This window comes from Aureimonas populi (assembly GCF_017815515.1).
Taxonomy (GTDB): Bacteria; Pseudomonadota; Alphaproteobacteria; order Rhizobiales; family Rhizobiaceae; genus Aureimonas; species Aureimonas populi.
This window is the reverse complement of sequence record NZ_CP072611.1, coordinates 202,427-223,226: the sequence shown is the minus strand read 5'-3', so window position 1 is coordinate 223,226 and position 20,800 is coordinate 202,427. Positions and strand designations below refer to the sequence as shown.

Here is a 20,800-nt window from a genome sequence, read left to right as displayed (position 1 = left end):
TCAGATCCCGAAATCGTCGTTGAAGATGCTGGCCGGCTCCACGCCGCACTCGTCGAGCATGGCATAGACCGCCTCGATCATCAGCGGCGGGCCGCAGAGATAATATTCGCAAGTCTCGGGCGCCGGATGGTCCTTCAGATAGGCCCGGAAGGCCACATCGTGCACGAAGCCGGTCTCGCCCGTCCATTCGTCGCCGCGCGCGGGCTCCGAGAGGGCCGGCACCCAGCGGAAGTTCTCGTGGGCGGCGGCGAGCGCGTCGAACTCCTCCACGTAGAACAGCTCCATGCGGCTGCGCGCGCCGTACCAGAAGCTGATCGGGCGCCTGGTGCCGAGCCGCTCGAGCTGGTCGAAGATCATGGCGCGCAGGGGCGCCATGCCGACGCCGCCGCCGATGAACACCATTTCCTTGCCGGTCTCCTGCGCGCCGAAATGGCCGTAGGGGCCGGCGATCTCGACCTCGTCCCCCGCCTTCAGGCCGAAGAGCCAGGAGGAGACGATGCCGGGCGCGGCGTCCTTCACCGCCGGGGGCGGCACCGCGAGGCGGATGTTGAGCACGACCTTGCCCACATCGGCCGGGCGGCTCGCCACCGAATAGGCGCGAGAGACCGGCTCGTCGCTCTGCGCCACGAGGGAGCGCAGCTTCAGCTTCCGCCATTCGTCCTCGAAGGCGGCGCCGACCTCGATCTGCGCATAGGGCAGGCGGTAGGCGGGCGCCGTGACCTGAACGAAATTGCCGGCGCGGAAGTCGAAATCCGCATCCGCGGGCAGGTCGAGCACGATCTCCTTGATGAGCGGCGTCACGCTGATCGTGGAGGAGACGGTGGCGCGCATGGTCTTCACGCCCAGAACGTCGCCCGGCACGGTGACGCCGAGGTCGCCGCGCACCACCACCTGGCAGGCGAGGCGGACGCCGCCGCGCACATCGGCCGGCGAGAGGCGGGCCAGCTCCGTGGGCAGCGGCTCGCCCGCCCCTTGCACGCCCTCCACCCGGCAGAGCCCGCAGGTGCCCGCGCCCGCGCAGCCCGAGGGCACGGCCACGCCGCCCGCGTTCAATATGTCGAGAAGCTTGAAATTGGCCGCGCCGGCCACCTCGCGCTCCCCATTGACCGTGATGGTGACGGGGCGCGCGGGCAGGAGATACTCGCGCACGGCATGGAGCAGGACGGCGAGCGCGACGAGCAGGACGGTGACGAAGAGAAGCGCGAGCAGGATGTCCGTCATAGGACGCGCACTCCCACGAAGGCCGAGAAGCCCATGGACATCAGCCCCGTGACGATGAAGGCCAGCCCCAGGCCCTCCAGCCCCTTCGGCACGTCGGCATAGCGCAGCCGCTCGCGGATGGCGGCCAGCGTGACGATGGCCAGCGCCCAGCCGACGCCCGTGCCCAGGCCGAACACCGCGCTTTCCCGGAAGTCGAACTGGCGCTCCACCATGAAGAGGCTGCCGCCGATGATGGCGCAGTTGATGGCGAGCAGCGGCAGGTAGATGCCGAGCGCCCGGTAGAGGGCCGGAACGTAGCGGTCGAGCAGCATCTCGATGATCTGCACCATGGCCGCCACGATGCCGATGAAGGTGATGAGGCGCATGAAGCCGAGATCGACATCCGGCAGGCCGAGCCACGCCAGCGCGCCGGCGCTCAGGACATAGGCGTGCAGGAGATAGTTCAGCGGCACGCTGAGGCTTTGCACCACGATGAGCGCGAGGCCTACGCCGAGCGCCGTGTCCACGCGCTTGGAGACGGCCAGGAAGGTGCACATGCCCAGGAAGAAGGAGAGCGCGAGATTCTCCTCGAAGACGGAGCGCTGGAAGAGGTCGATCATGTGCGCGCCTCCCGTACCTTGTGCCGCAGCTCGAACTCGCGCGCCTCGACCTGGCGGGGGCGCCAGCTCCGCACACCCCAGACGAGCAGGCCGAGGATGATGAAGGCGCTGGGGGCGAGCAGCATCAGCCGCAGCGGCTGGTACCAGCCCCCGTCCGCCACCAGCGGCAGGATGGAGACGCCGAAGAGGCTGCCCGCGCCGAACAGCTCCCGCAGGGCGGCGACGAGCAGGAGGACGAGGCTGTAGCCCAGGCCGTTGCCCACGCCGTCCACCATGGAGGGCAGCGGCGGGTTCTTCAGCGCGAAGGCCTCGGTGCGGCCCAGCACGATGCAGTTGGTGGCGATGAGCGAGACGAAGACCGAGAGGCGCTGGCTCATTTCGTAGGCATAGGCCTGCAGGACCTGATCCGCCACGATCACCAGCGAGGCGATGATGGTGATCTGCAGGATGATGCGGATGGAGGAGGGGATTTGGTGGCGGATGAGGCTGATGATCCCCGCCGACAGCGCCAGAACCACGGTGAGGGCGATGGACATCGTCAGCGCCGTGGACATGGAGGTCGTGACCGCCAGCGCCGAGCAGATGCCGAGGATGTGGACGGTGACGGGGTTCTTGTCGACCAGCGGGTCCGACAGGGTTCGCAGCGCGGCGCTCATCGGATGCCTTCTTCGCGCAGGGTTTGCAGGAAGGGGGCAAAGCCGCGCTCGCCCATCCAGAAAAGCAGCATGTCGGAGACCGCATAGCCGGTGACGGTGGCGCCGGAGATGCCGTCCACCTCGTGCGGGCCGCTGGCGCCCGAGGGCACCACGTCGATCATCACCTCGCCCTCGTCGTAGATGCGCTTGCCGGGCCATTGCGCCTGCCAGCCCGCTTCCGCGATGCGCGCGCCGAGGCCGGGCGTTTCGCCCTGCTCGTAGACGGTGAAGGCGGCGACCGTTTCAAGGTCCGCCTCCAGCGCGAGATAGGCGCGGATGGTGGACTGGTAGCCCGCGCCGCGCACGGGCAGCACGACGAGCGCCAGCTCGCCACCCTCGCGCAGCACGTGGACGAGGGCGTGGTTCTCGCGCCGCCCGATGCCCGCCAGATCCTCCGCGCGCGAGAGCTGGGTGCTGGCTTCCGGGTCGGCGGCCGCGGCCTGCTGGTCGAAGGTCGCCGCGTCGATCTCCGGCGCGAGCGCGCCCGTATCGAGATCGACCACCAGCGTTTCCACGGAGGCGCGCTCCAGCATCTCCCCGATGCCGGGCACCCCTTCCAGCATGGCCAGCATGGTGGCGGCGCGCTGGGCCTCGATATTGGCCTGCTGCACCGGGCGCAGGGCGACGGCGGCGGTGGAGACGAGCACGCCGCAGCCCAGCGCGACGAGGAAGGCCATGCCCACCGTCTTCACGCGGTCGTCGTTCGGACGGGCGAGGAAACGCGTCCAGAGATTGTCAGCCATGCCGCTTCTCCCGCCAGCGCATGTGAAGGGCGATCGCGATCTGGTCGAGCGCCGGGGCGAAGATCGAGGCCATGAGCACGGCGAAGACCACCGAGCCGAAGGCCGGGCCCGCCTGCGCGAAGAGGCCCGCCAGAAGGCCGGCCAGCGCGCCATAGGCCCAGCGGCCCGCATTGGTGGAGGCCGAGGCCACCGGATCGGCGCAGAGGAACAGGAGCGCCACCAGCACGCTGCCCGAGGAGAGGATGGCGAGCGGATCGCCCGCCTCGCGCAGCGAGACGACGGCTGCCAGGACCGCGACGGCGGCCAGCAGGATGCGCCAGGAGGCCTGCCCGCCGAGGAGAAGGAGGATGGCGGCCGGGGCCACCGCGAGCGCCGGGATGCCTGGGTCCTGCCGATAGTCGGGGCTGGCGAAGGAGAACATCAGGAAGGTGAGCGCGACCACGGCGGGATGAACGAAACCGCGCCCGCGCCCGCCGAATACCTCGCCGCCGATGACCACGCCGAAGGTGGTGGCGAGGATGAGCTGCCAGTAGGGCGCCTCGGCCGGCACCAGAAGCGCGATCAGCGCGGCGGTGACGATGCCGCTGGGCTCCAGCCCGCGCTTGCGGATGCCGGCGAAGGCCACCTGCCAGCCGAGGGTGACGAGAAGGACGAGGGCGAGCCGCGCGGGCAGGGTCCAGCCTTCCATCAGGCCGGCGGCGAACAGCGGCACGGCCAGCGCCGCGAGCGCCAGCGGCGTGCCGCCGCCCGCCATGGCGCGATGGCGCAAGGCCGCGAGAGGGGGAATGGCCGGCGCGATCATTGCTGCGCCTCCAGCTCGTCGAGCACCCGGCGCAGGAGATCGCCGTAATCGACGCCGTCCAGATGGGAGAGAAGCGCCATGTCCTCCTCCAGAAGTTCGAGCGCGCCGAGCCGCAGGGCCGTCTGCGCATCGCCGATGCCAAGGGCCCGCAGGAAGGGCACCGGCAGGATGCGCGCGGGCGCGGCCTGTTCGTGCGCCGCGTTGGGGATGACCGCCGGCACGTCCCGGCGCAGGAAGGAATGAAGCCGGCGGAGCGGGCCGCCCCGCGCTTCTGCCGGCGGATGGTGCGGCATGGCCGAGACCTGGCAATGCCAGCGGCTCAGGAAATGTTCCTGGCGCCCGTCCAGCGGGGAACCGGACAGAAGCCGGACGCCGCCCGGCTCCAGCCGCCCGGCGCAAAGCTCGCGAAGGCTGGCGCCGGGGCGGGTGAGGACGAGGCCGGGCTTGACCATGCCCGGGCCGGCCAGCGCGACGACGCGCTCGCTCCAGATGCGGCCGGTCTCCAGGAGATGCCCGATGGCGATGACGTCCTGATAGGAGATCTGCCAGACGGTGACCCCGGGGCCGACGGGGTGGAGATGGTGGATATGCGTGCCCGCCAGGCCGGCGGGATGCGGGCCGGAAAAGGCGCTGGCCTCCACGCCGGACGGCACCGGCAGGACGGCCCCGCGCGCCTGCGCCAGATGCACCTTGCCGTCCGTCAGCAGCCGCAGGGCCTCGGCGCCCCTGGCGAACCGGTCCGCATAGGCGGCGATGACGACGGCGGGGTCGGGGCTGAGCGGGGCGGTGTCGATGGCGGTGATGAAGATCGCGGCCGGAACGGCGCCGGGCGCGGGGATGCGGCCGAAGGGGCGCGTGCGCAACGAGAGCCACTGCCCGCTGCGCAACAGAAGCGTCGTCAGGCTCTGCCGGTCGGGCGAGGCGGGCGAGGGGAAGGTTTCGCCCTCCTGCGCATCCACGGCGATGACGAGGGTGTCGAGGCTGCGACGGCGGCCGCGCGACAATTCGACGATCGTGCCGGAAACGGGCGCCACATGGGCGATCTCCGGCTGGCGGCGGTCGGAAAAGAGAAGCTGGCCGGCGCGCACCTTGTCTCCGGCCGCGACGGCCAGGGCCGGGCGCAGGCCGGGAAAGTCGCTGCCCAGAAGCGCCGCGCTCGCCACATGCGAGCCCGCCTCGATGGTCTGGTCCGGTGCGCCGGCAAAGCGCAGATCGATGCCGCTTCTGATCCTGATGTCCCGCATGTCCCCGTCAGGTCGCTTGGGCCGGGAAGCCGGCCGAATCCTTTTGGAAAGGATCGACCCTCAGGGTGAACGGTTCATTGATCCAGAACAAGGGCGGATCGTTTTCCACCCCTGCAAGAGCTTCCGGGCGGCCTTTCGTCCGCGCGGCTCAGCCGACGATCTCGCGCACCGCCTCGAAGGTGACGTCGGGATGATTCGTCGCCGCGTGGCGCAGATCCCATTCGGTTCGCGGCAGGAAGACCGGGCTTTCGTCGCGGTCGAAGGCGATGTCCAGCTTGTTCTCGCGCACGAATTTGGCGGCCGCCGCCGGATCGTCCGAGCGGATCCAGCGCGCCATCGCGTAGGGCGCGGGCTCGAAGGACACCTCCACCTTGTATTCGGCGGCCACGCGCGAGGCGAGCACGTCGAGCTGGAGCGGGCCGACGACGCCCACGATCCAGTTGGACCCGACGACGGGGCGGAAGACCTGCGTGAGGCCTTCCTCGGCCAGGTCCTCCAACGCGCGGCGAAGCTGCTTCACCTTCATCGAATCCTCCAGCCGCACGCGGCGCAGGATTTCCGGGGCGAAGGAGGGCAGGCCCGTGAAGCGGAAGCGCTCGCCCTCCGTCAGCGTGTCGCCGACGCGCAGCGTGCCGTGGTTGGGAATGCCGATCACGTCGCCGGCGAACGCCTCCTCCGTCAGCGCGCGTTCCTGCGCGAAGAAGTAGATGGGATTGGCGACCGCGATGGGCTTTCCCGAACGCACATGGTCGAGCTTCATGCCGCGCCGGAAATGGCCTGAGCAGAACCGCACGAAGGCCACGCGGTCGCGGTGCTTGGGGTCCATGTTGGCCTGCACCTTGAAGACGAAGGCCGAGACCTTCTCGCGCGCCGGGTCGATCGGCCCGGCATCGCTCGGCTGCGGGCGCGGGGAGGGGGCATGGCTGGCGATGAGCGACAGGAGCTGGTCGACGCCGAAGCTGCGCAGCGCGCTGCCGAAGACGACCGGCGTCATATGGCCGGCCCGGTACTCCGCGGCATCGAAGGTCGCGTAGCCCTCGCTGGCGAGCGCCACCTGGTCGCGGAAGTCGGAGAGGATCGCGGCGGGCACCTGCGCGTCGAGCGCCGCGTCGTTGGGGCCGCTCATGGCGCGGGCCGTGTCGCAGGCGCCGTTGCGACCCTGCGCGCTGGTGAGGTGCTCGTTCGCCTGGAGGTCGAACAGGCCGTGGAAGGTGGAGCCCTGCCCGACGGGCCAGACAACGGGGGCGACGGGAAGCGCAAGCTTCTCCTCGATCTCGTCCAGCACCTCGAACGGGTCGCGCCCCTCGCGGTCCACCTTGTTGACGAAGGTGATGATGGGGATGTCGCGCAGGCGGCAGATCTCGAAGAGCTTCAGCGTCTGCGCTTCGATGCCCTTGGCCGCGTCGATCACCATGATGGCCGAATCGACGGCGGTCAGCGTGCGGTAGGTATCCTCCGAGAAGTCGCTGTGGCCCGGCGTGTCGAGAAGGTTGAAGGTGATGCCGTCCCGCTCGAAGGTCATGACCGAGGAGGTGACGGAGATGCCGCGATTCTGCTCGATCTCCATCCAGTCCGACTTGGCGCGCCGCGTCTCGCCCTTGGCGCGCACCGCCCCGGCCATGGAGATGGCGCCGCCCGCCAGCAGCAGCTTCTCGGTCAGCGTCGTCTTGCCGGCATCCGGGTGGGAGATGATGGCGAAGGTGCGCCGGGACAGATGCGGGTGGGCGGTGCCGTCCGGCCTCGTTGCCGCCTCGCCGCTCATCGTGCCGCCTCCGCGCCGCCGGACGCCGCGGAACGAATGGCCCCGCCTGGCGCCGGCCTGCCCGCGGCGGGGCGCATGGAATGTCCTGTCACTCGATTTCCTTACGATGTCTGGCGAGGGCACGAGGGCGGGGCGCATCGCGCCTGCGGGCGCTGCGCGGGCTCCGATTGCCGGTTCGCAACGCCTATACGCGTGTCCGCCCGCCTTGTGTAGGGGCCGCCCAGGGACGCGGCTTCATGCAAGGGGCGAACTTCCCCCGCGTCCGCCATCATGCGACCATGCGAGGGCATGGAAGCAGTCAGGCCGAGGGGAGACATGTCGGAGACGGATTACCGCTATTGCATCGTGGGCGGGGGCATCGTGGGGCTGGCCTGCGCGCTGGAGATTTCCGAGCGCGAGCCGCAGGCCGGCATCGTGCTGTTGGAGAAGGAGGATGAGTTCGGCCTTCACCAGACCGGGCACAATAGCGGGGTCATCCACGCCGGCATCTACTACCAGCCCGGCTCGCTGAAGGCGCGGCTGTGCCGCGAGGGGGCAGAGGCCACGAAGCGGTTCTGCGCGGGGAACGCGATACCGTTCGAAACCTGCGGCAAGCTGCTCGTGGCCACCGACGAGGCGGAGATGGAGCGCATGGCCGCGCTGGAGGCGCGCGCCCGCGACAACGACATCGCCTACGAGCCCGTCTCGGCCGAGCGGCTGCGCCGGATCGAGCCCAATATCGCAGGCAGGGGCGCGCTCCTCATCAAGGCGACGGGCATCGTGGACTACCGGCGCATCTGCCTGGCCATGGCCGAGCGCCTGCGCGAGCGCGGGGCGCGGCTGGCCCTGCGCACGCCCGTGACCTTCATCGCCGAGGAGGACAGGCGGGTCGTGGTGGGCACGGGCGGCGGCGAGCGTTTCAGCGCCGACAGGCTGATCGCCTGCGCGGGCCTGCAATCGGACCGGATCGCCCGGCTGGCCGGGCTCGAGGCCCGCCACCGGATCGTCCCGTTCCGGGGCGAGTACTATACGCTCCCGGCGAGCAAGCGGGACATCGTCCGGCACCTGATCTACCCCATTCCCGACCCGGACCTGCCTTTCCTCGGCATCCATCTGACCCGCATGATCGACGGGCGCGTGACGGTGGGCCCCAACGCCGTGCTCGGCTTTTCGCGCGAGGGCTATGCCAAGGGCAGCGTGCGCCCGGCGGACGTGGCCTCGATGGCCGGCTTCAGGGGCTTCTGGGCCATGGCGCGCCGCAACTGGCGCTCGGGGGCGAGCGAGTTCGCCAATTCGATGTCGCGCGCCCGCTATCTGGAACAATGCCGCAAATACTGCCCGAGCCTGACGCTGGGCGACCTCGGCGCGCCCGGCGCGGGCATTCGCGCCCAGGCGATCCTCCCGGACGGCACGCTGGTCCACGATTTCCTGTTCCTGGAGAGCGAGCGAATGCTGCATGTGTGCAACGCCCCGTCGCCCGCCGCCACCTCCGCCATGCCCATCGCCGCCATGATCGTGAACAAGCTCGCAACGCTCCCGACAGCGCCCGGGTCGTCCACGTGAAGCCCAGCGTGGCCTTCTGCTTGCGATAGCGCTGAAGTTCGATCCACCAGACCGCACGCGATACAAGGCGCGGTGAGGTGCTGAGAAATTGTTCCCGCTCGCGGCGGGCCGGGCGCAATGTGTTCCGGTTCGGGGCGCGGGCGTGGGAAAATCTCTCAAGCATCAGGCGGTGCGGGGCGCTATGGTGCGTGGCGACGATCGTTTCCGATGGAGTCTGGACATGCGTTTTCGGGCAGTCACCCTCGTTTTGGCAGGCGCCTTCTGTGTGCCCGGCCCCGCCTTCGCCCACGAGATCACGCCGCTGGTCAGCGCGCAGTGGCTGGCGCAGCGTGCCGGGGACGAGGACATCGTCGTGCTCGACGTGCGCGACAATATCGAGGGCACCGATCTGGGCGACCGGCCCTATATCGCCAACTCCGTCGTCGCCCCCTATGCCTCGGCCGGCTGGCGCGTGGAGGTGGACGGCGTTCCGGCGCAGATTCCGCCTGCCGAGGAGATCGCCGCGCTGATCGGCGGGCTGGGCATCGACAGCGACGACCATGTGGTCATCGTGCCCTGGGGCACCGATTCCTCCGAGTTCGGCGGCGCGACGCGCGTGTACTGGACGTTCAAGTATCTCGGCCACGACGCCGTCTCCATCCTGGACGGCGGGTGGCGGCAGTACGACGCTGCGGGCGGAGAGCGGGCGGCCGAGCCGCTGGCGCCGGAGCCTGTAGAGTTCACCTACGAGATCCGCGATGAATTGCGCGCGACCACGGAGGATGTCGTCGCTGCGCTCGACAGCGGCGTGACGCTGGTCGACGGACGCCCGCGCGACCAGTATGAGGGCCATTCCAAGAGCCCGGTCGTGCGAACGGAAGGCACCATTCCGGGCGCGGTCAATATCGAGCATTCCGCCCTCTACAGCGCCGAATATGCCAGCTTCGCCCGGCCCGAGACCATCGCCGCGCTGGCGGAAGGCGTGGGGCTGGCGCATGATGAGCGCAACATCGCCTTCTGCAATACGGGCCATTGGGCCTCGATCGCATGGTTCGGCCTTTCGGAGGTTCTCGGCAACAAGAACACGACCATGTACGATGGATCGATGGCCGAATGGGCGGCCGATCCCGACCGGCCGATCCAGGTCCAGTAACCCCCGCGCGAAAACGCGCCGAACGCGTTCGGGACGAGCCTTGGGGGTTGCGCAGGGGTGCGCGGCCATCCAAGGCTCGTCCCGCTTCTGGAATCATAGTCGAACGGTCGATCATGAGCGCCCTTGCACCAACCGCCACGAGTTTCCTGCCCGATGCCAAGGCCGACAGGGGGCCGCTCCTCGTGGCGGGCGCCATGCTGCTGGCCGGGTTCCTGATGATCTGGAACCTGGTCGATCTGCGCCAGGGCGGCCTGTTCCTGATCGGCGGCGCGCTGGGCGCCACGCTCTATCACGGCTCCTTCGGCTTCACCGGGGGCTGGCGGCGCATGGTGGTGGAGCGGCGCGGGCGCGCCATGCGCGCGCAAATGCTGATGATCGCGGTGGCGGCGCTGGCCATGCTGCCGCTGCTGGCGGCCGGCAGCATCGGCAGCCAGCCGCTCGTCGGGGCGCTCGCGCCGGTGGGCGTCTCCGTGCTCGTGGGCGCGGCCCTGTTCGGCTTCGGCATGCAACTGGGCGGGGGCTGTGGCTCGGGAACGCTCTTCACCGTGGGCGGCGGGTCGGCGCGGATGCTGGTGACGCTGGCCTTCTTCATCATCGGCGCCGTGATCGGCACGGCGCACCTGCCCTTCTGGCTCGAGCTTCCCAGCCTTCCGCCCATGAGCATCGCGGCCGAGCTGGGGCTTGCCGGGGGGATCGCGGCGACGCTCGCGGCCCTCGGCCTCGTGGCTCTCGTCACGGCCGTGATCGAGAAACGCGCCCATGGGACGCTGGAGCGTGACGCCGGGCCGGCTCGGCCGGGCTGGAACTGGGTCTGGCGCGGTCCCTGGCCGCTCGTTGGAGCGGGGCTGATGCTGGCCGTCCTCAACGTCGCGACGCTGCTGCTCGCCGGCCATCCATGGTCCATCACCTACGGTTTCGGGCTCTGGGGCGCCAAGATCGCGCAGGCGCTGGGCATCGACGTGGGGGCCTGGGAGTTCTGGAGCTGGCCGGCGCAGGCGGCGGCCCTCAACTCGTCCGTGCTCGCCGATACGGTCTCCGTCATGGATTTCGGGCTGGTGCTCGGCGCCGCGCTGGCCGCGGCCGTCGCCGGCAAGTTCGCGCCTAGGGCGAGGCTTCCCCTCGGCTCGCTCGTGGCCGCCATCATCGGTGGGCTGCTGATGGGCTACGGCGCGCGCCTCTCCTTCGGCTGCAATATCGGCGCGCTCTTCTCGGGGATCGCCACCGGCAGCCTGCATGGCTGGCTCTGGTTCGCGGCGGCCTTCGCCGGCTCCTTCGCCGGCATCTGGGCACGCCCGGTCTTCGGCCTCGACGGGCTGGCCCGCAAATGAGCGCGCGCAACACGCTTCTGTTCGGCGCGGCGCTGGCCGCGACCACGGCCGCCATCGCCGTCGACCACCTTTCCCATCCCGTGCCCGAGCGCCCGACCGCGCAAGGCTCGGCCGCCGGCGGCAGTTCGCCCTGCGCGGCCGCCGCGCCCTGCTCGGCAGGCGCACCGCCGGCGCCCGCATCTCCCTGCGCGGCGGGGGCGCCGGGCCTTGCGCCCCCGCCCCCGCCGCCTGCGCCCGCCCCGTGCGCGGCCGGAGCGCTCGCACCGCCGCCCCCGCCGCCGGCCCGCCCGCCCGAGGCCGGGCCGGGGCTGGCGCCCCCACCCCCGCCGCCGCTTCCCCTGCCGCCGGGGCAGGAGGCGCCGGACCTCATGGTCGGAGGCGCCTCTTGAGCGAGGCGCGCGAGCACGCGCTGAGGGAGATCGCCTTCTGCGAGGCCGTTCTGGCCAAGGGCGGGCTCAACATATTGAGCGAGACCTTTGCCGGCGTTGCCTCGATCACCGCCTGGGAGCACTACCCGCCCGGAGACGTGTACGATCCGCAGAGCGGCGCGCAATGGTTCTACCATTGCCATCCGGCGACGGACGGTTCGGGCGAGCACGGCCATTTCCACTGCTTCCTGCGCCCTGCCGGGCGCGAGGGACCGGTGCATCACCTCGCCGCCATCGGCGTCGATTCCAGCGGCCGGCCCCTGCGCATCTTCACCGTCAACCAATGGGTGGTGGGGGACGACTGGGCGGATGCGGAAGCGACGGTGCCGCTTTTGTCGCGCTTCGACCTGCACATGCCGCGACCGTCCTATCTGGTGAACCGGTGGCTGACGGCGATGTTCGTGGCCCATGAGCCGCGCATCGCCGAACTGGTGCGCGAGCGGGACCGCGTTCTGGCCGCCCACACCCCGCCGCAAGGAACCGCCGTTCACCAGGACCGGGGGCTCGAGGTCGCATCCGAGCTGAGCCTGGCCGGGGCACCTTCCGCCGCCCGAGGGGCCTGAGACAGCCGCTCCCGATGCGGGCCGGAAGGGTTTCCATCGCGGACAATTGCCTTAATCTCTGCTCGTTGCCAGGCCGGCAACGTGCTTGGCAGAAGGGAGAGGGCATGTCGGTAAAAGGCTGGAAGACCGCATTCGCGCTGGCTGCAAGCTTCGCCATGACGGTTCCGGCGGCGGCGCAAACGCCGCCCGGCGTCCTCGTCGTCGGGCAGATCGCCGAGCCACAGTCGCTCGACCCGCAGCAGGTGACGGCGGCGAACGATTTCCGCATCACGACGAACATCTACGAAGGGCTGGTGCGCTATGCGACCGGCACGCTCGACCTCGAACCGGCGCTGGCCACCGCCTGGGAGATTTCGCAGGACGGGCTGACCTATACGTTCGATCTGCGGCCGGACGTGACCTTCCACGACGGCTCGCCCTTCGATGCCGAGGCGGTGAAGTTCACCTTCGACAGGATGCTGGACGAGGCCCATCCCTTCCACGAGACAGGGCCTTTCCCGCTCGCCTTCCAGTTCTCGACGGTGGAGGAGGTGAGGGTGGTGGACCCGATGACGGTCGAGTTCCGCCTGGAGGAGCCCTATGCGCCGTTCCTGAACAATCTGGCGCTGCCCGTGGGCGCCATCGTCTCGCCCGCCGGCGTGGAGGCGGCGGGGGAAGGCTTCGGCCGCCAGCCCTCCGGCACGGGCCCCTTCCGCTTCGCCGAATGGATCGCCAACCAGCGCGTGGTGCTGGCCGCCAACCCCGATTACTGGGGCGGCGCCCCGGCGCTGGAGGCGGTGGTCTTCCGGCCCGTGGCGGACGCCAACACGCGCGTTGCCGAAATGCTGTCGGGCGGCATCGACGTGCTCGTGGAGACCCCGCCCGACAACATCACGCTGTTTGCGGACGACCCGGCTTTCGAACTGCACGAGGCGGTGGGGCCGCATGTCTGGTTCCTGATCCTCAACACCCGCGAGGGCCCCTTCGCCGACCCGCGCGTACGCCAGGTGGTGAATCTGGCCGTGGACAAGCAGAGCCTCGTGGACAACGTCCTGCAGGGAACGGCATCGGTGGCGGCGGGGCCCATCCCGCCCGCCTTCGACTGGGCCTACAACCCGGATGTCGCACCCTGGCCGCACGACCCGGAGCGGGCGCGCCAGTTGCTGGCGGAGGCCGGCGCGGAGGGCGCGAGCCTGCGCTTCCTCGTCACCGAGGGGGGCTCGGGGATGCTCGACCCGGTGCCGATGGCGACGGCGATCCAGGCCGATCTGGCCGCCGTGGGGCTGAACGTCTCGATCGAAACCTATGAGTGGAACGCCTATCTCGCGCGCGTGAACGCGGGGCTGGCGGGGCAGGGCGACATGGCGCAGATGGCCTGGATGACCAACGACCCCGACACGCTTCCCTCCCTCACGCTCCATTCCGACGCGCTGCCGGAGGAGGGCGGGTTCAATTCGGGATACTACGCCAACCCGCAGCTCGACGAACTGCTGGACCGGGCGCGCGTCGTCACCGCGGAGGCGGAGCGCGGCGAGATCTATCGGCAGGTGCAGGCGCTGGTGCATGAGGAGGCGCCGTGGCTTTTCGGCGCGCACTGGCGCCAGAACGCGGTGACGAGCAGCCGCGTGTCCGGCCTCGTCCTCCAGCCGGACTTCACCCTGCAGCTTCGCTCGGTCGCCAAGAACTGACGGGCCGGCATGGTCGCCTACGCCGCCAAGCGCCTTCTCGCCGCCATCCCGGTGCTCGTCGGGCTGTCCGTGATCGTCTTTGCGATCATGGCGATGATACCGGGCGACACGGCGCTTGCGATCCTCGGCTCCTACGCCACGCCCGAGAACGTGGCGCGCCTCAACGCCGATCTCGGGCTCGACCGGTCGCTGCCCGAGCAATATCTCGCCTGGGCCGGGAATCTCGTGCAGGGCGATCTCGGCCGCTCCTATGCGCTGAACCGCCCGGTGCTGGACGAGGTGTCGGAGCGCTTCGCCGCGACGCTGATCCTCGCCGGCACCTCGCTGGTGCTGGCCTCCATCCTCGGGCTTCTGGCCGGCATCGTCTCGGCCGCGCGGCAGTTCGGCTGGGCGGACCGGATCGTCACCTTCCTCGTGCTCGTCGGCATCTCCACGCCCGCCTTCCTGCTCGGGCTCATTCTCATCCTGCTCTTCGCCGTTCGCTGGCGCCTGTTTCCCGCCTCGGGCATGTATGCGGTGTATGGCGGCGGCGACCTGGCCGACCTCCTGCACCATCTGGTCCTTCCCTCCATCACGCTCGCGGTGATCGCCGCGGGCATTATCGCGCGCCTGACGCGCGGGGCCATGCTGGAAGTGCTGAGGCAGGATTTCGTGCGCACGGCCAGGGCCAAGGGGCTGTCGGAGCGCGCCGTCATCGGCCGCCACGCGCTTCGCGCCGCGCTCGTCCAGGTGATTCCGGTGATCGGCCTTCAGGCCGGCTTCGTGCTCGGCGGCGCAGTCTATGTGGAGACGGTGTTCCAGTGGCCCGGGATCGGCGCCATGCTCGTCAACGCCGTGGCGCAGCGCGACATCCTGCTGGTGCAGGGCGGCGTGCTCGTCGTCGCCGCCTCCTATGTGCTGGTGAACCTTCTGGCGGACGTGGCGCAGGCGAGCCTCGACCCGAGGCTGAAATCGTGACGGCGCTCAGCCACCCCGCGCAGGCGGCCGCCGCGCCGCCGCGCCCCGGCTCTCTGCGGCTGCTTCTGGCCAATCGCCTGTCGGCGCTCGGTCTGCTGGTTTTCGTCCTCTTCGCCGGGGCCGCGCTCCTCGCCCCGCTGCTGCCCCTGCCGCACCCGGACGCGACGGCGCCGGCCAACCGCCTCCAGCCGCTCTTCTCGGCTGGCCATCCGCTCGGCACCGATCATCTCGGGCGCGACATGCTGGCGCGGCTTCTCCACGGCACGCGCGTCTCGCTGGCGGTCGGCATCGGGGCGACGCTTGTGGCGGCCCTTTTCGGTTCGCTGATCGGGCTTCTGGCAGGCTTTGCGGGCCGGTGGACGGACAGCGTGCTGATGCGCCTCGTCGACATGCTGATGGCGTTTCCCTACATCCTTCTCGCGCTCGCCATCGTGGCGGTGCTCGGGCCCGGCCTCGTCAACGCGCTCTACGCCATCGCCATCGTCAACATCCCCTTCTTCGCGCGGAACATCCGCGGCGCGGTGATCGGGCTGTCGCGCCAGCCTTTCGTGGATGCGGCGCGCCTGTCCGGCAAGGGGCCGGTCGCCGTGCTCTTCACCGAGATCCTGCCGGGCGTCCTGCCGGTCATCGTGGTGGCCATGTCGTCCACCGTCGGGTGGATGATCCTGGAGACGGCGGGCCTTTCCTTTCTCGGGCTCGGCGCGCAGCCGCCCGCCGCCGATCTCGGGTCGATGCTGGGCAGGCGCGGGCGCAGCTCTTCGTCGCTCCTCATGTGGCGCTGGTGCCGGGCCTTGCCATTTTCGCGCTCGTCATGAGCATCAACCTCCTGGGCGACGGCATCCGCGACGTGCTCGATCCGCGCCTGCGCTCCGGCGCGCTGACGCGCCCGCAGGCCACGACGCAGGTGCGGCGCGAGGGCGCGGTGCCGGAGGCGAAGGCGCGCGACGCGCTCCTGGACGTTGCGGGGCTTTCCGTCGGGTTCCGCTCCGGCAGGCACGTCTCGCCCGCGGTGCGGGGCGTCTCCTTCGAGCTGCGGCCGGGCGAATGCCTTGGGCTGATCGGCGAATCCGGCTCGGGCAAGAGCGTGACGGCCCTGTCGCTCGCCGGGCTCGTCGCCTCGCCGCCGGCGCTCGTCACAGGCGGCGCCGTTCGGCTGGACGGCCAGGACCTTCTCGCTTCGCCCACGCTGACGAAGGCCGTTCGCGGGCGGCGCATCGCCTATGTCTTCCAGGATCCGCTGACGACGCTGCACCCGCAGATGCCGGTCGGCCGCCAGGTGGCGGAGGCGGTGCGTCTCCACGCGGGCGGGGGCGAGAGCGCGCGGCAAAGGGCGGTGGAGCTGATGGAGCGGGTCGGCATAAGCGGCGCGGCTGATCGCTTCGACGCCTATCCGCACGAGCTTTCGGGCGGCCAGCGCCAGCGGATCGGCATCGCCATGGCGCTGGCGGGCGAGCCGGACATCCTCGTCGCCGACGAGCCCACCACCGCGCTGGACGTGACCGTGCAGGCGAAGATCCTCGACCTTCTGACGGCGCTGCGGCGCGAGCGCGATCTCGCCCTGCTTCTGATCACCCATGATTTCGGCGTGGTCGCGGGCATGTGCGACCGGGTGGCCGTGATGCGCGGCGGCGAGATCGTGGAGGCCGGCGAGACGGAGACGGTTTTGCGGACCCCCTCGCACGCCTATACGCGCCGCCTGATCGCCGCGGTGCCCCGGCTCGGCGAGGGCCGCGCCTTTCTAGACCGGGTGCGCCGGCAGCACGGAGCGCCTTCATGAACGAGCCGGGGAGGGCCATTCCCGCGATCCTCGTGGAGGACGCGCGCAAGACGTATCCGGGCAGCGGCGGCTTCCTGTCTCGCCGGCGCCCGCCGGTGGAAGCGGTGGCCGGCGTGTCGCTTACGGTCGAGCGGGGCGAGACGCTGGCGATCGTCGGCGAGTCGGGCTCGGGTAAGTCGACGCTGGCGCGCATGCTGGTGGGGCTCGTGGAGCCGACCGGCGGGCGCTTCGAGATCGAGGGGCGCGATGCTGCAAGCCTGCGCGCGGCCGGACCGCGCGCCTACGGGCGGGCGATCCAGTACGTCTTCCAGGACCCGATCGCCTCCCTGAACCCGCGCAAAACCATCCGCCGCATCCTCGGCGGTGTCCTGAAACGGGTCGCGGGGCTGGCGGAAGAGGGCGCCCGGGCCGAACGGATGGCCGAGCTGATGCGCGCGGTGGACATGGACCCGGCGGCGCTCGACCGGTTCGCGCACGAGTTCTCCGGCGGCCAGGCGCAGCGCATCGCCATCGCGCGGGCGCTGGCGGCCGAAGCCGCGGTCGTCGTCCTCGACGAGCCGGTGTCCGCGCTCGACGTCTCCGTCCAGGCGCAGGTTCTGGTTCTGCTGGACGACCTCAAGAGACGCTTCTCGCTGACCTATCTCTTCATCAGCCACGACCTCGCCGTGGTGGAGGCCGTGGCCGACCGCGTGGCGGTGATGCGGGCCGGGCGGATCGTCGAGGTGGAGGACGGCGCGACCCTCTTCCGGGCGCCGCGCGAGGCCTATACGCGTGAACTGCTCGCCAGCGCGCGGCGGCTCGACGGGTAGGCGCTCCCTCGTGGCCCGCCCTCACGGCGGGCCGAACGAGCCGCTAGTTTCCCTCGCCGCCGGGCAGCGCATAGGCGATGACGGAATCGCCCCGCCTGGTGCCGAGCGAGCCGTGCCCCCCGGCCACCACCAGCAGATACTGCCGCCCGTCGGCCCCGCTATAGGTCATGGGCGTCGACTGGCCGCCCGCCGGCAGGCGATGCTGCCAGAGCTGCTCGCCGTTCGAGACATCGTAGGCGCGGACATAGTAGTCGATCGTGCCGGAGAGGAAGGCGACGCCCCCGGCCGTGACCAGTGGGCCGCCGAGGCTGGGAACGCCCATGCGGAAGGGCAGGGGCAGCGGCGAGGCATCGCGCACGGTGCCGTTCCTGTGCATCCAGACGATCTCGCCCGTGGTGAGATCCGCCCCCGCGACATAGCCCCATGGGGGAGACTGGCACGGCAGGCCGAGCGGGGAGAGGAGCGGTCCCATCTCCACCGCGAAGGGCGCCCCGAAATTCTCGTTCAGCGCCGGGAGCGCTCCCTGCGGCGGTTCCCGGTTGGCGACGAGCGAGGTGTCGTCCTCGCGCGGGATGAGCCGCGAGGTGAAGGCGAGATAGGCCGGCGTGGTGAAGGCCATCTGCCGGACCGGGTCGATCGCCACCGAGCCCCAGTTGAAGACGCCGAAATTGCCGGGATAGATGATGGAGCCTTCTTCGGAGGGCGGCGTGTAGCGGCCTTCGTATCGATAGGAGTGGAAGGCGATGCGGCAGGCGAGCTGGTCGAACAAGGTCGCGCCCCACATGTCCTTCTCGCGAAGCGGCGGCGGGTCGAAGGAGAGTGCGGAGACGGGCTGCGTGGCGGCGGTGAAATCGCCCTCTGCCGCGCCCTGCGGCGCGGGCCTTTCGGTGACGGGAAGAATGGGCTCGCCGGTGCGCCGGTCCAGCACATAGAGCTCGCCCTGCTTGGTGGGCTGGACGAGCGCGGGAACGGTTTCTCCGCCGATCGTCAGGTCCACCAGCGAGGGCTGCGAGGGCACGTCGTAGTCCCACAGATCGTGATGCACGGTCTGGAACGCCCAGCGCGCCTCGCCTGTGGCGATGTCGAGCGCGACCACGGCGGAGGAATAGCGCTCGACGCTCTCGGAGCGGTTGCCGCCCCACTGGTCCGGCGGCTGGTTGCCCAGCGGCACGTAGACGAGGCCGAGCGTCTCGTCCACGCTCGAGATGGACCAGGAATTGGGCGAGTTCGGCGTATAGGTCTCCCCGGCCGCGAGCGGCGCGGTGGCTTCCGGATTGCCGGAGTCCCAATTCCAGACGAGGTCGCCGGTATCGATGTCGAAGGCGCGGATGACACCGGACGCCTCGTTGGTCGAGACGTTGTCGAGCACGGTTCCGCCCACGATGATGACGTTCGCGGTGACGACGACCGGAGAGGTGGAGTAATACGAGCCCGGATTGACCACCGGCATGTTCGCCCACAGGTCGATCTGGCCGTCGCCGCCGCCGAAATCGGAGCAGACAGCCCCGGCCTCGGGATCGAGCGCGATCACGCGCCCATCGGCGGTCGGCATGAAGAGCCTGCCATTGGCACAAGTGGCGAGGGCTGTCCCGCCCTGGCTGGCGACGGGCATGTCGGGCACGGGGCGCGCCAGGGTGCCGGCAACCGTCTCCGCCGGATCGGCGGCTTGCGTCTGGCCATCGGCTGCATCGGACGCGCCGTCGGGCGAGCCTTCGAACGTGGAGGGCTGCTCGCCGTTCACCGTTCCACGGGTGATCTGCGAGCCGGCGGGAGGCACGGGGACCGCCCCCGCCTCGCTCGCGCCGGGGAGGGCGGGCTGCGCGGGCGCGCTGGTGCGCTCCACGCCCGGCGCCTGGTAGGACAGGCCCCGGCACGTCAGGTGCTGGAGCGCCAGTTCGCCGCGAATCTGCGGGTCGTAGCGCCAGATTTCCTCGCCCGTCACGGCATCGAGCGCGATCACGGACTGGTGCGGCGTGCACAGGAACAGCCGCTCGCCGATCTTGAGCGGCGTGACCTGGAACGTGGTCTCCTCGGGATCGCCGGGCTCGCTGACATCGCCGGTGTGGAACTGCCAGGCGACCTCCAGGCCATCGACATTCGCCGGGGTGATCTGGGCGAGCGGGGAGTAGCGCTGTCCGTCGGACGTTCGCCCATAGGCGTGCCATTCGCCGTCCGGCACGCCGCGGGCATCGGGTGCGGCGCCCTCTGCCGCCTCGAAGCGGCCCTCCACCCGGTGCTGGTCGGAGAGCGCCGAGGCGATGGCCACGACCGCCGCCAGACCGAGCGCGCAGGCAAGAGCCAGTCCGCCGCCGCTGCGGGCGGTGGCATGGACCTTTCGCCCGTCCACGGCATCACGCAGGTCCTGGACGCCGAGGCGGCGCGTCACGACAGGCAGGAGAAGGATCGCGCCCAGCACGACCAGGAAGCCGCCGCGAGCGGCGAGCGCCCACCAGTCGAAGCCGACCTCCCACAGCGCCCACAGGAGGGTGGCGAGGAGGAAGAGCGCATAGACGAGAAGCGCCGCCTTCATGCGCCGGATGATGAGAATGCCGGTTGCGAGAAGGGCAAGGCCGGCGAGGACGTAGTAGAACGAGCCTCCGACTACGGCGAGCCAGGCCCCCGCGCCGCCAAGGCCGATGCCGAGAAGGGCGACCAGCCCGCCAAGGATGGTGGTGACCCTCCGGTGCTCGATCGACCGCATCGCCCTCATCCTTCTGCCCCGCAAAGCTCGTCATCAAGCTTTCCTGCCGCAGCATAGATAGCGCGCATCTCAACGAGAACCACCCAACCCGCCGCCCCACGGCGACCTGATTCAACCCCTCGATTCTCAACCGCCCGACGCCCTCGTCGTGGCCTTCGATTCCTTCGAACAATGAGTCCCGAGCCTGGACGCCCAGCTTGCTTCATCACAGCATCTCAGGCCGGAACAGCGAGCGTCGGCTGATGACCTGGCCGGACACCATGAAGACGCCGTCGCCGGTATAATGCAGCGTCTCGGGATGCTTCGGCGATGGCGCGACATGCGCCTTCACCACCTCGAAGATGAAGAAGTTGTAGCGCTCGACCAGTGCATCCTCGTGCAGCCGGCACTCGAAGCTCGCATGGCATTCTCCGATCAGTGGCGCATCGACCTCGGAGGCCTCTTCGGCCGTCAGCCCGAATCTCTCGAACTTGTCGATCGCCGCGCCGCTGATGTTGCCGATGCCGACCACCGTGTCGGTCAGCTTGGTCGTCGGCAGGTTGATGACGCATTCGCGGCTTTCGCGGATCATTTGGTGGCTGTGATTGCCGGCTGAGATCATCAGCCCGACGAGCGACGGAGAGAACTCCAACACCGTGTGCCAGCCCAGCGTCATGATGTTGGTCTTGTCCTGCCAGCGCGACGAGACCAGTACGATCGGGCCGGGTTCCAGATAGCGGCGAACCTGGCTGACCGGAAAGTCGCTTTTGCTGATGCGCGCCATCATGGCCTCCATTTCCTGTCCAAGATCGCTCGGCGATCGTTTGCGCAGTCGCTTTGCTGCTCTCCTG

At 70.1% G+C, this 20,800-nt stretch carries 17 protein-coding genes and 1 pseudogene; 9 read left to right on the top strand and 9 right to left on the bottom strand.

Features of this window, described 5'->3' with window-relative positions; all coding sequences use genetic code 11:
* The 7 genes from nqrF to J7654_RS01015 form a co-directional block, all read right to left on the bottom strand.
* On the bottom strand, positions 1-1,221 hold the full coding sequence (gene nqrF / locus J7654_RS01045) for an NADH:ubiquinone reductase (Na(+)-transporting) subunit F (protein WP_209737448.1): 1,221 nt from the start codon (positions 1,219-1,221) through the stop codon (positions 1-3).
* Positions 1,218-1,820, bottom strand: coding sequence for an NADH:ubiquinone reductase (Na(+)-transporting) subunit E (gene nqrE, locus J7654_RS01040; RefSeq protein ID WP_209737446.1), 603 nt, complete (start codon positions 1,818-1,820; stop codon positions 1,218-1,220). The genes nqrF and nqrE overlap by 4 nt, the downstream gene beginning before the upstream one ends.
* On the bottom strand, positions 1,817-2,476 hold the full coding sequence (locus J7654_RS01035; RefSeq protein WP_209737444.1) for an NADH:ubiquinone reductase (Na(+)-transporting) subunit D: 660 nt from the start codon (positions 2,474-2,476) through the stop codon (positions 1,817-1,819). Before J7654_RS01035 ends, nqrE begins: the two co-directional genes overlap by 4 nt.
* The gene (gene nqrC / locus J7654_RS01030; RefSeq protein ID WP_209737442.1) at positions 2,473-3,258 is read right to left on the bottom strand and encodes an NADH:ubiquinone reductase (Na(+)-transporting) subunit C; all 786 of its coding nucleotides are present in this window, start codon (positions 3,256-3,258) and stop codon (positions 2,473-2,475) included. The genes J7654_RS01035 and nqrC overlap by 4 nt, the downstream gene beginning before the upstream one ends.
* Positions 3,251-4,060, bottom strand: coding sequence for an RnfABCDGE type electron transport complex subunit D (locus J7654_RS01025; protein ID WP_209737440.1), 810 nt, complete (start codon positions 4,058-4,060; stop codon positions 3,251-3,253). Before J7654_RS01025 ends, nqrC begins: the two co-directional genes overlap by 8 nt.
* Positions 4,057-5,304, bottom strand: coding sequence for an NADH:ubiquinone reductase (Na(+)-transporting) subunit A (locus J7654_RS01020; RefSeq protein ID WP_209737438.1), 1,248 nt, complete (start codon positions 5,302-5,304; stop codon positions 4,057-4,059). Before J7654_RS01020 ends, J7654_RS01025 begins: the two co-directional genes overlap by 4 nt.
* 148 nt (positions 5,305-5,452) lie before the next feature.
* Positions 5,453-7,066 carry a peptide chain release factor 3 gene (locus J7654_RS01015; RefSeq protein ID WP_209737436.1) on the bottom strand — a complete coding sequence of 538 codons (1,614 nt, stop codon included), beginning with the start codon at positions 7,064-7,066 and terminating at the stop codon, positions 5,453-5,455.
* A gap of 315 nt (positions 7,067-7,381) precedes the next feature.
* Between J7654_RS01015 and lhgO the strand changes: the two genes are divergently transcribed.
* The 9 genes and pseudogenes from lhgO to J7654_RS00970 all read left to right on the top strand — a co-directional run bounded on the left by lhgO (position 7,382) and on the right by J7654_RS00970 (position 17,269).
* On the top strand, positions 7,382-8,608 hold the full coding sequence (gene lhgO / locus J7654_RS01010; protein WP_209737434.1) for an L-2-hydroxyglutarate oxidase: 1,227 nt from the start codon (positions 7,382-7,384) through the stop codon (positions 8,606-8,608).
* Between the two features lie 220 nt (positions 8,609-8,828).
* Positions 8,829-9,740 (top strand): sulfurtransferase, encoded by a 912-nt coding sequence (locus J7654_RS01005; protein WP_209737432.1) that lies wholly within the window; start codon positions 8,829-8,831, stop codon positions 9,738-9,740.
* Positions 9,741-9,853: 113 nt separating this feature from the next.
* Positions 9,854-11,068, top strand: a complete 1,215-nt coding sequence (locus J7654_RS01000; RefSeq protein ID WP_209737430.1) for a YeeE/YedE family protein — start codon at positions 9,854-9,856, stop codon at positions 11,066-11,068.
* The gene (locus J7654_RS00995; protein ID WP_209737428.1) at positions 11,065-11,457 is read left to right on the top strand and encodes a hypothetical protein; all 393 of its coding nucleotides are present in this window, start codon (positions 11,065-11,067) and stop codon (positions 11,455-11,457) included. Before J7654_RS01000 ends, J7654_RS00995 begins: the two co-directional genes overlap by 4 nt.
* Positions 11,454-12,059 carry a DUF6969 family protein gene (locus J7654_RS00990; RefSeq protein ID WP_209737426.1) on the top strand — a complete coding sequence of 202 codons (606 nt, stop codon included), beginning with the start codon at positions 11,454-11,456 and terminating at the stop codon, positions 12,057-12,059. Before J7654_RS00995 ends, J7654_RS00990 begins: the two co-directional genes overlap by 4 nt.
* Positions 12,060-12,163: 104 nt before the next feature.
* Positions 12,164-13,726, top strand: a complete 1,563-nt coding sequence (locus J7654_RS00985; protein ID WP_209737424.1) for an ABC transporter substrate-binding protein — start codon at positions 12,164-12,166, stop codon at positions 13,724-13,726.
* Positions 13,727-13,735: 9 nt separating this feature from the next.
* A complete protein-coding gene (locus tag J7654_RS00980; protein ID WP_209737422.1) occupies positions 13,736-14,683 on the top strand; it encodes an ABC transporter permease in 948 nt (315 codons plus the stop codon).
* Positions 14,680-16,460: pseudogene (locus tag J7654_RS00975) on the top strand (dipeptide/oligopeptide/nickel ABC transporter permease/ATP-binding protein). Before J7654_RS00980 ends, J7654_RS00975 begins: the two are co-directional and overlap by 4 nt.
* The gene (locus J7654_RS00970; RefSeq protein ID WP_209737420.1) at positions 16,457-17,269 is read left to right on the top strand and encodes an ATP-binding cassette domain-containing protein; all 813 of its coding nucleotides are present in this window, start codon (positions 16,457-16,459) and stop codon (positions 17,267-17,269) included. The pseudogene J7654_RS00975 and the gene J7654_RS00970 overlap by 4 nt, the downstream one beginning before the upstream one ends.
* A 43-nt stretch (positions 17,270-17,312) precedes the next feature.
* On the opposite strand, the gene J7654_RS00965 is transcribed toward J7654_RS00970, so the two are convergent.
* Together J7654_RS00965 and J7654_RS00960 are read right to left on the bottom strand one after the other, a co-directional pair.
* Positions 17,313-19,970 carry a PQQ-binding-like beta-propeller repeat protein gene (locus J7654_RS00965; RefSeq protein ID WP_209737418.1) on the bottom strand — a complete coding sequence of 886 codons (2,658 nt, stop codon included), beginning with the start codon at positions 19,968-19,970 and terminating at the stop codon, positions 17,313-17,315.
* A 205-nt stretch (positions 19,971-20,175) separates the two neighbouring features.
* Positions 20,176-20,733 carry a flavin reductase family protein gene (locus tag J7654_RS00960; RefSeq protein ID WP_209740091.1) on the bottom strand — a complete coding sequence of 186 codons (558 nt, stop codon included), beginning with the start codon at positions 20,731-20,733 and terminating at the stop codon, positions 20,176-20,178.
* Positions 20,734-20,800 lie beyond the last annotated feature (67 nt).